Here is an 11,029-nt window from a genome sequence, read left to right as displayed (position 1 = left end):
TACTTATTCCTCGATTTTACCGCCAGCAGCTTCGATAGCAGCACGAGCGCCTTTAGTCACGCGCAGGCCGTTAACAGTTACCGGACGAGTTACTTCACCAGCCAGAATCACTTTCGCGAATTCAATCTGGATTCCGATAATGTTAGCCGCTTTCAGCGTGTTCAGGTCAACTACGTCGCCTTCTACTTTAGCCAGATCGGACAGACGAACTTCGGCTGTGATCATTGCTTTGCGTGAAGTGAAACCGAACTTCGGCAGACGACGGTACAGAGGCATCTGACCACCCTCGAAACCGCGACGTACGCCACCGCCAGAACGAGAGTTCTGACCTTTGTGACCACGACCACCGGTTTTACCGAGGCCAGAACCGATACCACGACCCAGGCGTTTACCCGCCTTTTTAGAGCCTTCGGCCGGAGACAGAGTATTTAAACGCATCTCTTACTCCTCAACTTTAACCATGTAGGAAACCGCGTTGACCATACCACGAACAGCGGGAGTATCCTCGCGCTCTACGGTGTGGCCAATACGACGCAGACCCAGGCCAAGCAGCGTTGCCTTGTGTTTCGGCAGACGACCGATTGCACTGCGGGTTTGAGTAATTTTAATAGTCTTTGCCATGGTCAATTACCCCAGAATTTCTTCAACGGATTTACCACGCTTGGCAGCGACCATTTCTGGAGAATTCATATTTTCCAGGCCATCGATAGTTGCACGAACCACGTTAATCGGGTTGGTGGAACCATACGCTTTAGCCAGAACGTTATGAACTCCAGCGACTTCGAGGACGGCGCGCATTGCACCACCGGCGATGATACCGGTACCTTCAGAAGCCGGCTGCATGAAGACACGAGAACCCGTGTGAACACCTTTAACAGGGTGTTGCAGGGTGCCGTGGTTCAGCGCGACGTTAATCATATTGCGACGGGCTTTTTCCATCGCTTTCTGGATCGCTGCTGGAACTTCACGCGCTTTACCGTAACCAAAACCAACGCGACCGTTACCATCGCCTACTACAGTCAGAGCTGTGAAGGAGAAAATACGACCACCTTTAACGGTTTTAGATACGCGGTTAACCGCGATCAGCTTTTCCTGCAGTTCGCCAGCTTGTTTTTCGATGTGAGCCATCTTACACCTCTACCTTAGAACTGAAGGCCAGCTTCACGGGCAGCATCTGCCAGTGCCTGGACACGACCATGATATTGGAACCCGGAACGGTCAAAGGACACATCTTTGATGCCTTTTTCCAGAGCGCGTTCAGCGACAGCTTTACCCACAGCTGCTGCAGCGTCTTTGTTACCGGTGTACTTCAGTTGTTCAGAGATAGCTTTTTCTACAGTAGAAGCAGCTACCAGAACTTCAGAACCGTTCGGTGCAATTACCTGTGCGTAAATATGACGCGGGGTACGATGTACCACCAGGCGAGTTGCACCCAGCTCCTGGAGCTTGCGGCGTGCGCGGGTCGCACGACGGATACGAGCAGATTTCTTATCCATAGTGTTACCTTACTTCTTCTTAGCCTCTTTGGTACGCACGACTTCGTCGGCGTAACGAACACCCTTGCCTTTATAAGGCTCAGGACGACGGTAGGCGCGCAGATCTGCTGCAACCTGACCGATCACCTGCTTATCAGCGCCTTTCAGCACAATTTCAGTTTGAGTCGGACATTCTGCAGTAATACCTGCTGGCAGCTGGTGGTCAACAGGGTGAGAGAAACCTAATGACAGGTTTACTACATTCCCTTTAACCGCTGCACGATAACCTACACCAACCAGCTGCAGCTTCTTAGTGAAGCCTTCGGTAACACCGATAACCATTGAGTTCAGCAGGGCACGCGCGGTACCAGCCTGAGCCCAACCATCCACGAAACCATCACGTGGACCGAAGGTCAGTGCATTATCAGCATGTTTAACTTCAACAGCATCGTTGAGAGTACGAGTCAGCTCGCCGTTTTTACCTTTGATCGTAATAACCTGACCGTTGATTTTTACATCAACGCCGGCAGGAACAACGACCGGTGCTTTAGCAACACGAGACATGTTTTCCTCCGATTAGGCTACGTAGCAGATAATTTCGCCGCCAAGACCAGCCTGGCGCGCTGCACGATCAGTCATAACACCTTTAGAGGTAGAAACAACTGCGATACCCAGACCCGCCATAACTTTAGGCAGCTCATCTTTTTTCTTATAGATGCGCAGACCTGGGCGGCTGACACGCTGAATGCTTTCTACAACAGCTTTACCCTGGAAGTACTTAAGAGTCACTTCCAGTTCCGGCTTGGTGTCGCCTTCAACTTTAAATTCTTCAATAAAACCTTCTTCCTTCAGCACGTTGGCAATTGCCACTTTCAGCTTGGAGGAAGGCATGGTGACCGCAACTTTGTTCGCGGCCTGACCGTTACGGATACGGGTCAGCATATCCGCGATCGGATCTTGCATGCTCATCTGTCTTTACTCCCGTGATTCAATTGGTGACAATTACCAGCTAGCCTTTTTCAAGCCAGGTACTTCACCGCGCATTGCGGCTTCACGAAGCTTGATACGGCTCAACCCGAACTTGCCCACATAACCATGTGGACGACCAGTCTGGCGGCAGCGGTTACGCTGACGGGACGGGCTGGAATCACGCGGCAGACTCTGCAGCTTCAGAACTGCGTTCCAACGATCTTCGTCGGAAGCGTTAACATCAGAGATGATCGCTTTCAGTTCAGCGCGTTTCGCGAAGTATTTTTCAGCTAAAGCTACGCGTTTAACTTCGCGTGCTTTCATTGATTGCTTAGCCATTAAGTAACCCTACCTTACTTGCGGAACGGGAAGTCAAAGGCAGCCAGCAGAGCACGGCCTTCTTCGTCAGAATTCGCAGTAGTGGTAATGGTAATATCCAAACCACGCACGCGGTCGACTTTGTCATAGTCGATTTCTGGGAAGATGATCTGCTCACGGACACCCATGCTGTAGTTACCACGACCATCGAAAGACTTAGCGGACAGGCCACGGAAGTCACGAATACGAGGTACAGCAATAGTGATCAGGCGCTCAAGGAACTCCCACATGCGTTCGCCACGCAGAGTTACTTTACAGCCGATCGGATAGCCCTGACGGATTTTGAAGCCTGCAACTGATTTGCGTGCTTTGGTGATCAACGGCTTTTGACCGGAGATTGCTGTCAGATCAGCTGCTGCGTTATCCAGCAGTTTCTTGTCAGCGATCGCTTCACCAACACCCATGTTCAGGGTGATCTTCTCGACCCGAGGGACTTGCATGACAGAATTGTAGTTAAACTCAGTCATGAGTTTCTTAACTACTTCGTCTTTGTAGTAATCATGCAGTTTCGCCATCGTACTACTCCAAATTACTTGATAGTTTCGCTGTTAGACTTGAAGAAACGGACTTTTTTGCCGTCTTCGAATCTAAAGCCTACACGGTCAGCCTTGCCGGTTGCCGCATTGAAGATTGCAACGTTAGAGATCTGAAGCGCAGCTTCTTTCTCAACGATGCCACCTGGCTGGTTCAGGGCCGGTACAGGCTTCTGATGCTTTTTAACCAGGTTGATACCTTCAACAATGACCTTGCCGGAAGACAGGACATTCTTAACTTTACCGCGTTTACCTTTATCTTTACCGGTCAACACGATAACTTCGTCATCACGACGGATTTTCGCTGCCATGATTCGCTCCTTAGAGTACTTCTGGTGCCAGAGAGATAATTTTCATGAACTTTTCATTACGCAGTTCACGAGTTACCGGCCCAAAAATACGCGTGCCGATTGGCTGCTCGCTGTTATTGTTTAAAATAACGCATGCATTGCCATCGAAGCGAATGACAGAACCGTCCGGGCGACGAACACCCTTCTTGGTGCGCACCACTACCGCTTTCAGCACATCGCCTTTCTTCACCTTACCACGTGGAATTGCTTCCTTGATGGTAATCTTGATGATGTCGCCGACGCCTGCGTAGCGACGGTGCGAGCCACCCAGAACCTTGATACACATTACGCGACGTGCACCGGAGTTGTCGGCCACGTTCAGCATAGTCTGTTCTTGGATCATTTTAGTGCTCCGCTAATGTCAACTACTACTGAGACCCAAAAAATCAGGGTCGTTAAAAAGCCCCATATCGAGGGCGCGGCATTATAACACCGCTCACAAGATAAGGGTAGAAAAAATAAACGGCTCATTTCTGAGCCGTTTATTCATAGTGAGAAGACGTACTGTATTACAGAACGGCTTTCTCTACAACGCGAACCAGCGTCCAGGACTTAGTCTTGGACAGTGGACGGCATTCACGGATTTCAACCTTGTCGCCGATACCACATTCGTTGTTCTCGTCATGTACGTGCAGTTTGGTCGTACGTTTGATGAATTTCCCGTAGATCGGGTGCTTCACAACACGTTCGATGGCAACAACAATGGATTTCTCCATTTTGTCGCTGACAACGCGACCTTGCAGAGTACGGATTTTATCGGTCATTACGCACCCGCCTTCTGAGTCAGTAAAGTCTTAACACGTGCAACATTACGACGAACCTGCTTCAGCAGGTGAGTCTGTTGCAGCTGGCCGCTTGCAGCCTGCATACGCAGGTTGAATTGCTCGCGCAGCAGGTTAAGCAGCTCGGTGTTCAGCTCTTCAACGCTCTTTTCACGCAGCTCATTTGCTTTCATTACATCACCGTCTTAGTTACAAAGGTGGTTTTGATAGGCAGTTTCGCTGCTGCCAGGCCGAAGGCTTCACGGGCCAGCTCTTCCGGAACACCGTCCATTTCATACAGGACTTTACCCGGCTGAATCAAGGCAACCCAATACTCCACGTTACCTTTACCTTTACCCATACGAACTTCCAGCGGCTTCTCGGTAATTGGTTTGTCCGGGAATACACGGATCCAAATTTTACCTTGACGCTTAACTGCACGGGTCATAGCACGACGTGCTGCTTCGATCTGACGTGCAGTCAGACGACCACGGCCAACAGCTTTCAGACCGAAAGTGCCGAAGCTAACATCCGTACCCTGCGCCAGACCACGGTTGCGGCCTTTGTGCACTTTACGGAATTTTGTACGCTTTGGTTGTAACATCAGCGACGCTCCTTATTTACGGCCTTTACGCTGCTGCTTTTTAGGTTGAGCAGCCGGTTCCGGTTGTTCAACAGCAGCCATACCACCCAGGATCTCGCCTTTGAAGATCCATACCTTAACGCCGATTACACCGTAAGTGGTGTGCGCTTCAGAGGTGTTGTAGTCAATGTCAGCACGCAGAGTGTGCAGCGGTACGCGACCTTCACGGTACCATTCGGTACGTGCGATTTCCGCGCCGCCCAGACGGCCGCTAACTTCAACTTTGATACCTTTAGCGCCCAGACGCATTGCGTTCTGTACAGCACGCTTCATAGCACGACGGAACATAACACGACGTTCCAGCTGAGAAGTGATGCTGTCAGCAACCAGTTTTGCGTCCAGTTCAGGCTTACGAACTTCGGCGATATTGATCTGTGCAGGTACGCCAGCGATATCCGCTACGACCTTGCGCAGTTTTTCTACGTCTTCGCCTTTCTTACCGATAACGATGCCAGGACGAGCAGTGTGAATAGTCACACGGATGCTCTTAGCCGGACGCTCGATAACGATACGAGATACGGACGCTTTAGCCAGTTCCTTAGTCAGGTACTGGCGGACTTTAAAATCGCTGTCCAGGTTGTCAGCGAATTCTTTGGTGTTCGCAAACCAAGTAGAGTTCCAAGGTTTTACAATACCCAGGCGAATACCATTAGGATGTACTTTCTGACCCATTGCTAGTCTCCAGAGTCTCAGCGATCGGACACAACCACAGTAATGTGGCTGGTGCGCTTCAGGATGCGATCTGCACGACCTTTTGCACGCGGCATAATGCGCTTCATGCTTGGGCCTTCGTCTACGAAAATTTTCGTAACTTTCAGATCGTCGATGTCAGCGCCATCGTTGTGTTCAGCGTTAGCAATGGCAGATTCCAGTACTTTCTTGACCAATACCGCAGCTTTCTTGTTGGTATAGGTCAGGATGTCCAGGGCCTGCGACACTTTCTTACCGCGAATCAGGTCAGCAACAAGGCGAACCTTCTGAGCAGAAGAACGAGCATGGCGATGTTGAGCTAAAGTTTCCATCTCTTCCTCCTACCTTATTTCTTCTTCGCTTTTTTATCAGCAGCGTGGCCGCGATAAGTACGAGTCGGTGCGAATTCACCCAGTTTGTGACCAACCATTTCGTCGGAAACAAAGACTGGAACGTGCTGACGACCATTATGGACAGCGATGGTCAAACCGATCATGTTAGGAAAGATCGTTGAACGACGGGACCAAGTGCGCAGGGGCTTCTTGTCACCGCTTTCCACCGCTTTCTCTACCTTCTTCAGCAAGTGCAGGTCAATAAAAGGACCTTTCTTGAGAGAACGTGGCATGGCTTATCCTCTAAAATTATTTGCTACGGCGACGTACGATAAATTTATCAGTACGCTTGTTGCTGCGGGTCTTCTTACCTTTGGTCTGAACGCCCCACGGAGTTACCGGGTGCTTACCAAAGTTACGACCTTCACCACCACCATGTGGGTGGTCGACTGGGTTCATCGCAGTACCGCGAACGGTAGGACGAACACCACGCCAGCGTGCAGCACCTGCTTTACCCAGAACGCGCAGCATATGCTCAGCATTGCCAACTTCGCCCAAGGTTGCACGGCAGTCTGCTTCGACTTTACGCATTTCACCAGAACGCAGACGCAGGGTGACATATGCACCATCACGAGCAACGATCTGAACGTAAGTACCAGCGGAACGTGCCAGCTGACCGCCTTTACCTGGTTTCATTTCTACGTTATGAACGGTAGAACCAACCGGGATATTGCGCATCGGCAGGGTGTTACCTGCTTTGATTGCAGCATCAACGCCAGACTGAATCTGGTCGCCAGCTTTCAGGCCTTTAGGGGCCAGAATGTAACGGCGCTCGCCGTCTTTGTACAGAACCAGCGCGATGTTCGCGGAACGGTTCGGATCGTACTCAAGACGTTCAACAACTGCCGGGATACCGTCTTTGTTGCGTTTGAAGTCAACAATACGATAAGCCTGCTTGTGGCCACCACCGATGTGACGAGTGGTGATACGGCCATTGTTGTTACGACCACCGGATTTGCTGTTTTTTTCCAGCAACGGAGCAAAAGGTTTGCCCTTGTGCAGCTCAGGGTTAACCACTTTAACTACGTGGCGACGACCCGGAGATGTCGGTTTACATTTAACAACTGCCATTGTATTACTCCTCCGACTTACTCAGCGCCGCCAACGAAGTCCAGATTCTGGCCTTCTTTCAGGGTGACGTAAGCTTTTTTCCAGTCGCTACGACGACCGATACGCTGTCCGTGACGTTTAACTTTCCCTTTAACGACCAGGGTGTTAACGACTTCGACTTCGACTTCAAACAGTTTCTGCACAGCAGCTTTGATCTCTGCTTTGGTCGCGTCTTTAGCAACTTTGAGAACGATGGTGTTGGTTTTTTCCATCGCAGTAGACGCTTTTTCAGAAACGTGCGGTGCACGCAGCACCTTCAGCAGACGTTCTTCACGAATCATGCCAGCATCTCCTCAACTTGCTTAACAGCATCAGCAGTCATTACGACTTTGTCGAAGGCGATCAGGCTAACCGGGTCGATACCAGTCGCGTCACGTACGTCAACCTTGTGCAGGTTACGTGCGGCCAGGAACAGGTTCTCGTCCAGCTCACCGGTGATGATCAGCACATCTTCCAGAGCCATGTCTTTCAGTTTCTGAGCCAGCAGCTTAGTTTTAGGCGCTTCTACAGAGAACTTCTCGACAACGATCAGACGATCCTGACGTACCAGCTCGGACAGGATGCTTTTCAGCGCGCCGCGGTACATCTTTTTGTTAACTTTTTGACTGTGGTCCTGCGGACGCGCAGCGAAGGTCACGCCACCTGAACGCCAGATCGGGCTCTTGATAGAACCTGAACGCGCACGGCCGGTACCTTTCTGGCGCCATGGCTTTTTGCCAGAACCAGTTACTTCAGCACGAGTCTTCTGAGCACGAGTACCCTGACGAGCACCAGCTGCATAAGCAACAACAACCTGGTGAACCAGCGCTTCGTTGAAATCACGACCGAAGGTAGTTTCGGAAACAGTCAGCGCGCTCTGCGCGTCTTTCAATACTAATTCCATTGCTATCCCCTTACGCCTTCACAGCTGGTTTAACGATCAGGTCGCTACCGGTTGCACCCGGGACCGCACCTTTCACCAGCAGCAGGTTGCGCTCAGCGTCAACACGTACTACGTCCAGGCTCTGAACGGTTACACGCTCATTACCCAGCTGACCTGCCATCTTCTTGCCTTTGAACACTTTGCCCGGAGTCTGGTTCTGACCGATAGAACCCGGAACGCGGTGAGACAAGGAGTTACCGTGAGTCGCGTCCTGGGTACGGAAGTTCCAGCGCTTAACGGTACCAGCGAAACCTTTACCTTTAGAGGTACCGGTTACGTCAACTTTTTTAACTTCAGCAAACAGCTCAACGCTAATGTCCTGACCTACGGTGAACTCTTCGCCTTCAGCGAGGCGGAATTCCCACAGACCACGGCCAGCTTCTACGCCAGCTTTAGCGAAGTGACCTGCTTCCGGCTTGGTTACACGGTTTGCTTTTTTAGCACCAGTGGTCACCTGAATAGCACGGTAGCCGTCGTTAGCCAGATCTTTAACCTGAGTAACGCGGTTTGCTTCAACTTCGATTACGGTTACTGGGATAGATACGCCATCTTCAGTGAAGATGCGGGTCATGCCCACTTTTTTACCGACTAAACCAATCATTGTATCAACCTCTCAATCGCTCGATGACCTGATTAACCCAGGCTGATCTGCACGTCTACACCGGCAGCCAGGTCCAGACGCATCAGAGCATCAACGGTTTTCTCGGTTGGCTCAACGATGTCAACCAGACGCTTGTGAGTGCGAATCTCGTACTGATCACGCGCGTCTTTGTTGACGTGCGGGGAGATCAGAACGGTAAAGCGCTCTTTGCGGGTCGGCAGCGGGATCGGACCGCGAACCTGCGCACCAGTGCGCTTGGCAGTCTCGACGATTTCCGCGGTTGATTGATCGATCAGACGATGATCAAACGCTTTCAGGCGGATACGGATTCTTTGGTTCTGCATGAGACCAGAGCTCCAATTATTTTATAAACGAAATGGCTACTCCTCACACCCATTACGATTGATGGGGGAGCGTAACCGTTCTTGCGTAGTTCCCCAATTGGGAACATTGTCGACAGTAAACAGCACTGCCGGAGTTCATATCGAACCCGCCGTCAATTTTGACAAGCCCGCGCATTATACGTAAATCTGGCGGCGAAGCAAGCGGTGTTTATAAATGCGCCGCTTGTGTCATGCGGAGCTACGCGCAAACTTTGCTGCGATGTACTCACGTTGCTACGATTTTCATGGAAGGGGCTCGTAAACTGATGCATTGCCGGTTGCCCTTCCTTTGCCACCACCTGATTGTGAAGACTTCTTCCCAACTCAGGTACGGCTTTATGTTCATTTCCAACCTTCTCTTTTTACTTCTCTACTCAGTCACGTTGATCGCTCTTGCATGGCAGGATTATAAAACTGGGTTGCTACCCGACAGGTTAACTTGCCCGTTACTTTGGTGCGGATTGCTGTTTTATGTGGTGGTTTTGCCGGAACAGCTCGGCGTTGCGGTAATTGGCGCGATGGCAGGATATTGCTCACTTTCACTGGTCTACTGGATTTATCGGGGCATTCGGCGCAAAGAGGGATTGGGCTACGGAGATGTGAAATTCCTGGCTGCACTGGGGGCCTGGCTTGGCTGGCCGCAGTTACCGCTTCTGATTACCCTTGCCGCCGGCATGGCGCTGACATTTGTAGGATTCCAGCTTTTAGCACAGCGCTCATGCTACGTATTAAAAAACCCGCTGCGGTTTGGCCCATTTCTGAGCGCAGCGGGTTTGCTCCTTGGATGGCAGACCTGGGTTACTCTTCCACTTTAATCTGCGACTGGAGATAGTTCTGGATACCTAACTTGCCGATCAGATCGAGCTCAGTTTCCAGCCAGTCAATGTGTCCTTCTTCATCTGCCAGGATCTCAATCATCATGTCACGGCTGACATAGTCATGTACGGTATCCGCGTAGGCAATTGCTTCACGCAGATCTTTCGCACCTTCGAGTTCCAGCCTGAGATCGGATTGGAGCATCTCTTCGACATCTTCACCAATGCCAAGTTTGCCAAGATCCTGCAGGTTAGGGATGCCTTCAAGAAACAAAATACGCTCAATGTATTTATCGGCGTGTTTCATTTCATCGATGGATTCGTGATATTCGACATCGTTGAGGCGAGTCAGGCCCCAGTTTTTGAACATTCTCGCATGGAGAAAGTATTGGTTGATCGCGACAAGCTCATTTCCCAATAATTTATTGAGATGACTTATGATCTTAACATCACCTTTCATTATGTAGTCCCTCCGCTTCCACTCATAGAAGCGTAGATCGGGCTACAGGGAAGTCAAAAATAAAGGCGGGCCTTCAGGCGATCTCTTTAAATTCTGGCATCTGAGTTAATTCATCCTGCATGATTTCTCGCGCAGCACGAACGCACTTACCGCATTGATTTCCAACGGGAATGAATTTGCGGAGTTGTTGAAATGATTGCGGATGAAACTGGCGTACAGCCTGTCGAATTTTTTTATCACTTACACCGTTACACAAACAAACGTACATGATCGCTCCCGTTCAATTTATGCGCAAAGTGTAAATGAGAATAGTTATGATTACAATAGCACAAATACTGAACCGATGCGGGAGAGTACAGTAAAAATGCAAATAACTGTGTCATCAGTAATTAACAGGCAACAAAAAGGGCGCCGAAGCGCCCTTTTTTATTCAAAACTAATTACGAATAATTAGCCCAGAACTTTAGCAACAACGCCCGCACCAACGGTACGGCCGCCTTCACGGATTGCGAAACGCAGACCGTCGTCCATCGCGATTGGGTGGATC

At 50.4% G+C, this 11,029-nt stretch carries 25 protein-coding genes; 1 reads left to right on the top strand and 24 read right to left on the bottom strand.

Features of this window, described 5'->3' with window-relative positions; all coding sequences use genetic code 11:
- Positions 1–3: 3 nt before the first annotated feature.
- The 21 genes from rplO to rpsJ all read right to left on the bottom strand — a co-directional run bounded on the left by rplO (position 4) and on the right by rpsJ (position 9,168).
- Positions 4–438, bottom strand: a complete 435-nt coding sequence (gene rplO / locus AB1287_RS20485; RefSeq protein ID WP_097165004.1) for a 50S ribosomal protein L15 — start codon at positions 436–438, stop codon at positions 4–6.
- 3 nt (positions 439–441) lie between these two features.
- Positions 442–621, bottom strand: coding sequence for a 50S ribosomal protein L30 (gene rpmD, locus AB1287_RS20480; RefSeq protein WP_004846568.1), 180 nt, complete (start codon positions 619–621; stop codon positions 442–444).
- 6 nt (positions 622–627) lie between these two features.
- The gene (gene rpsE, locus AB1287_RS20475; RefSeq protein WP_002438697.1) at positions 628–1,128 is read right to left on the bottom strand and encodes a 30S ribosomal protein S5; all 501 of its coding nucleotides are present in this window, start codon (positions 1,126–1,128) and stop codon (positions 628–630) included.
- Positions 1,129–1,142: 14 nt separating this feature from the next.
- Positions 1,143–1,496 carry a 50S ribosomal protein L18 gene (rplR, locus tag AB1287_RS20470; RefSeq protein WP_006817270.1) on the bottom strand — a complete coding sequence of 118 codons (354 nt, stop codon included), beginning with the start codon at positions 1,494–1,496 and terminating at the stop codon, positions 1,143–1,145.
- A gap of 9 nt (positions 1,497–1,505) precedes the next feature.
- Positions 1,506–2,039, bottom strand: a complete 534-nt coding sequence (rplF, locus tag AB1287_RS20465; protein ID WP_435618901.1) for a 50S ribosomal protein L6 — start codon at positions 2,037–2,039, stop codon at positions 1,506–1,508.
- A gap of 12 nt (positions 2,040–2,051) precedes the next feature.
- A complete protein-coding gene (gene rpsH, locus AB1287_RS20460; protein ID WP_312629865.1) occupies positions 2,052–2,444 on the bottom strand; it encodes a 30S ribosomal protein S8 in 393 nt (130 codons plus the stop codon).
- 33 nt (positions 2,445–2,477) lie between these two features.
- Positions 2,478–2,783, bottom strand: a complete 306-nt coding sequence (gene rpsN, locus AB1287_RS20455) for a 30S ribosomal protein S14 (protein WP_074780832.1) — start codon at positions 2,781–2,783, stop codon at positions 2,478–2,480.
- Between the two features lie 14 nt (positions 2,784–2,797).
- Complete coding sequence (gene rplE / locus AB1287_RS20450) at positions 2,798–3,337, bottom strand: 50S ribosomal protein L5 (RefSeq protein WP_097165000.1); 540 nt, start codon at positions 3,335–3,337, stop codon at positions 2,798–2,800.
- Between the two features lie 14 nt (positions 3,338–3,351).
- Positions 3,352–3,666, bottom strand: coding sequence for a 50S ribosomal protein L24 (rplX, locus tag AB1287_RS20445; RefSeq protein ID WP_097164999.1), 315 nt, complete (start codon positions 3,664–3,666; stop codon positions 3,352–3,354).
- Between the two features lie 10 nt (positions 3,667–3,676).
- Positions 3,677–4,048, bottom strand: a complete 372-nt coding sequence (gene rplN, locus AB1287_RS20440) for a 50S ribosomal protein L14 (RefSeq protein ID WP_000613954.1) — start codon at positions 4,046–4,048, stop codon at positions 3,677–3,679.
- Positions 4,049–4,214: 166 nt separating this feature from the next.
- Positions 4,215–4,469, bottom strand: coding sequence for a 30S ribosomal protein S17 (gene rpsQ, locus AB1287_RS20435; protein WP_097164998.1), 255 nt, complete (start codon positions 4,467–4,469; stop codon positions 4,215–4,217).
- Positions 4,469–4,660 carry a 50S ribosomal protein L29 gene (gene rpmC / locus AB1287_RS20430; RefSeq protein ID WP_097164997.1) on the bottom strand — a complete coding sequence of 64 codons (192 nt, stop codon included), beginning with the start codon at positions 4,658–4,660 and terminating at the stop codon, positions 4,469–4,471. The genes rpsQ and rpmC overlap by 1 nt, the downstream gene beginning before the upstream one ends.
- Positions 4,660–5,070, bottom strand: coding sequence for a 50S ribosomal protein L16 (gene rplP / locus AB1287_RS20425; RefSeq protein ID WP_002919759.1), 411 nt, complete (start codon positions 5,068–5,070; stop codon positions 4,660–4,662). Before rplP ends, rpmC begins: the two co-directional genes overlap by 1 nt.
- 12 nt (positions 5,071–5,082) lie before the next feature.
- Positions 5,083–5,781 (bottom strand): 30S ribosomal protein S3, encoded by a 699-nt coding sequence (gene rpsC, locus AB1287_RS20420; RefSeq protein ID WP_006817277.1) that lies wholly within the window; start codon positions 5,779–5,781, stop codon positions 5,083–5,085.
- A gap of 17 nt (positions 5,782–5,798) precedes the next feature.
- The gene (gene rplV / locus AB1287_RS20415; protein ID WP_000448832.1) at positions 5,799–6,131 is read right to left on the bottom strand and encodes a 50S ribosomal protein L22; all 333 of its coding nucleotides are present in this window, start codon (positions 6,129–6,131) and stop codon (positions 5,799–5,801) included.
- A gap of 14 nt (positions 6,132–6,145) precedes the next feature.
- Entirely contained in the window at positions 6,146–6,424 is a 279-nt protein-coding gene (gene rpsS, locus AB1287_RS20410; RefSeq protein WP_001138115.1) for a 30S ribosomal protein S19, read from the bottom strand.
- A 16-nt stretch (positions 6,425–6,440) separates the two neighbouring features.
- Positions 6,441–7,262, bottom strand: a complete 822-nt coding sequence (gene rplB / locus AB1287_RS20405) for a 50S ribosomal protein L2 (RefSeq protein WP_000301859.1) — start codon at positions 7,260–7,262, stop codon at positions 6,441–6,443.
- A gap of 17 nt (positions 7,263–7,279) precedes the next feature.
- Positions 7,280–7,582 carry a 50S ribosomal protein L23 gene (gene rplW, locus AB1287_RS20400; protein WP_000617546.1) on the bottom strand — a complete coding sequence of 101 codons (303 nt, stop codon included), beginning with the start codon at positions 7,580–7,582 and terminating at the stop codon, positions 7,280–7,282.
- The gene (gene rplD / locus AB1287_RS20395) at positions 7,579–8,184 is read right to left on the bottom strand and encodes a 50S ribosomal protein L4 (RefSeq protein ID WP_000424395.1); all 606 of its coding nucleotides are present in this window, start codon (positions 8,182–8,184) and stop codon (positions 7,579–7,581) included. The genes rplW and rplD overlap by 4 nt, the downstream gene beginning before the upstream one ends.
- Before the next feature lie 10 nt (positions 8,185–8,194).
- Positions 8,195–8,824 (bottom strand): 50S ribosomal protein L3, encoded by a 630-nt coding sequence (gene rplC, locus AB1287_RS20390; protein WP_006817279.1) that lies wholly within the window; start codon positions 8,822–8,824, stop codon positions 8,195–8,197.
- A gap of 32 nt (positions 8,825–8,856) precedes the next feature.
- Positions 8,857–9,168 (bottom strand): 30S ribosomal protein S10, encoded by a 312-nt coding sequence (gene rpsJ, locus AB1287_RS20385; RefSeq protein ID WP_001181005.1) that lies wholly within the window; start codon positions 9,166–9,168, stop codon positions 8,857–8,859.
- A gap of 377 nt (positions 9,169–9,545) precedes the next feature.
- Between rpsJ and AB1287_RS20380 the strand changes: the two genes are divergently transcribed.
- On the top strand, positions 9,546–10,022 hold the full coding sequence (locus tag AB1287_RS20380; protein WP_435618900.1) for an A24 family peptidase: 477 nt from the start codon (positions 9,546–9,548) through the stop codon (positions 10,020–10,022).
- Here the strand turns inward: AB1287_RS20380 and bfr are convergent.
- From bfr to AB1287_RS20365, 3 genes are all read right to left on the bottom strand, one after another.
- Positions 10,006–10,482, bottom strand: coding sequence for a bacterioferritin (bfr, locus tag AB1287_RS20375; protein WP_097164993.1), 477 nt, complete (start codon positions 10,480–10,482; stop codon positions 10,006–10,008). The two genes, AB1287_RS20380 and bfr, sit on opposite strands and share 17 nt — an antisense overlap.
- 73 nt (positions 10,483–10,555) lie before the next feature.
- Positions 10,556–10,750: a bacterioferritin-associated ferredoxin gene (gene bfd, locus AB1287_RS20370; RefSeq protein WP_312629848.1), complete on the bottom strand. Its 195-nt coding sequence runs from the start codon at positions 10,748–10,750 to the stop codon at positions 10,556–10,558.
- 182 nt (positions 10,751–10,932) lie between these two features.
- Positions 10,933–11,029: elongation factor Tu (locus tag AB1287_RS20365; RefSeq protein ID WP_072082015.1), on the bottom strand; the 97-nt coding region annotated here is incomplete at its 5' end.

The organism is Scandinavium sp. UTDF21-P1B, from assembly GCF_040750395.1.
Taxonomy (GTDB): domain Bacteria; phylum Pseudomonadota; class Gammaproteobacteria; order Enterobacterales; family Enterobacteriaceae; genus Scandinavium.
The sequence above is the reverse complement of the archived record's forward strand: the minus strand, read 5'-3'. Positions and strand labels throughout refer to the sequence as shown.

What these genes read in the sequence shown, in the direction of transcription:
- rpsN (WP_074780832.1), bottom strand. Translation starts at nt 2,783, where the DNA reads ATGGCTAAGCAATCAATGAAAGCACGCGAAGTTAAACGCGTAGCTTTA.
- AB1287_RS20380 (WP_435618900.1), top strand. Translation starts at nt 9,546, where the DNA reads ATGTTCATTTCCAACCTTCTCTTTTTACTTCTCTACTCAGTCACGTTG.
- rplR (WP_006817270.1), bottom strand. Translation starts at nt 1,496, where the DNA reads ATGGATAAGAAATCTGCTCGTATCCGTCGTGCGACCCGCGCACGCCGC.
- rpsJ (WP_001181005.1), bottom strand. Translation starts at nt 9,168, where the DNA reads ATGCAGAACCAAAGAATCCGTATCCGCCTGAAAGCGTTTGATCATCGT.
- rpsH (WP_312629865.1), bottom strand. Translation starts at nt 2,444, where the DNA reads ATGAGCATGCAAGATCCGATCGCGGATATGCTGACCCGTATCCGTAAC.
- rplP (WP_002919759.1), bottom strand. Translation starts at nt 5,070, where the DNA reads ATGTTACAACCAAAGCGTACAAAATTCCGTAAAGTGCACAAAGGCCGC.
- rplC (WP_006817279.1), bottom strand. Translation starts at nt 8,824, where the DNA reads ATGATTGGTTTAGTCGGTAAAAAAGTGGGCATGACCCGCATCTTCACT.
- rplN (WP_000613954.1), bottom strand. Translation starts at nt 4,048, where the DNA reads ATGATCCAAGAACAGACTATGCTGAACGTGGCCGACAACTCCGGTGCA.
- rpmC (WP_097164997.1), bottom strand. Translation starts at nt 4,660, where the DNA reads ATGAAAGCAAATGAGCTGCGTGAAAAGAGCGTTGAAGAGCTGAACACC.
- bfr (WP_097164993.1), bottom strand. Translation starts at nt 10,482, where the DNA reads ATGAAAGGTGATGTTAAGATCATAAGTCATCTCAATAAATTATTGGGA.
- rpsS (WP_001138115.1), bottom strand. Translation starts at nt 6,424, where the DNA reads ATGCCACGTTCTCTCAAGAAAGGTCCTTTTATTGACCTGCACTTGCTG.
- rpsQ (WP_097164998.1), bottom strand. Translation starts at nt 4,469, where the DNA reads ATGACCGATAAAATCCGTACTCTGCAAGGTCGCGTTGTCAGCGACAAA.
- rplO (WP_097165004.1), bottom strand. Translation starts at nt 438, where the DNA reads ATGCGTTTAAATACTCTGTCTCCGGCCGAAGGCTCTAAAAAGGCGGGT.
- rplB (WP_000301859.1), bottom strand. Translation starts at nt 7,262, where the DNA reads ATGGCAGTTGTTAAATGTAAACCGACATCTCCGGGTCGTCGCCACGTA.
- rplW (WP_000617546.1), bottom strand. Translation starts at nt 7,582, where the DNA reads ATGATTCGTGAAGAACGTCTGCTGAAGGTGCTGCGTGCACCGCACGTT.
- rplF (WP_435618901.1), bottom strand. Translation starts at nt 2,039, where the DNA reads ATGTCTCGTGTTGCTAAAGCACCGGTCGTTGTTCCTGCCGGCGTTGAT.
- rpsC (WP_006817277.1), bottom strand. Translation starts at nt 5,781, where the DNA reads ATGGGTCAGAAAGTACATCCTAATGGTATTCGCCTGGGTATTGTAAAA.
- rplD (WP_000424395.1), bottom strand. Translation starts at nt 8,184, where the DNA reads ATGGAATTAGTATTGAAAGACGCGCAGAGCGCGCTGACTGTTTCCGAA.
- rpsE (WP_002438697.1), bottom strand. Translation starts at nt 1,128, where the DNA reads ATGGCTCACATCGAAAAACAAGCTGGCGAACTGCAGGAAAAGCTGATC.
- rplX (WP_097164999.1), bottom strand. Translation starts at nt 3,666, where the DNA reads ATGGCAGCGAAAATCCGTCGTGATGACGAAGTTATCGTGTTGACCGGT.
- rpmD (WP_004846568.1), bottom strand. Translation starts at nt 621, where the DNA reads ATGGCAAAGACTATTAAAATTACTCAAACCCGCAGTGCAATCGGTCGT.
- bfd (WP_312629848.1), bottom strand. Translation starts at nt 10,750, where the DNA reads ATGTACGTTTGTTTGTGTAACGGTGTAAGTGATAAAAAAATTCGACAG.
- rplV (WP_000448832.1), bottom strand. Translation starts at nt 6,131, where the DNA reads ATGGAAACTTTAGCTCAACATCGCCATGCTCGTTCTTCTGCTCAGAAG.
- rplE (WP_097165000.1), bottom strand. Translation starts at nt 3,337, where the DNA reads ATGGCGAAACTGCATGATTACTACAAAGACGAAGTAGTTAAGAAACTC.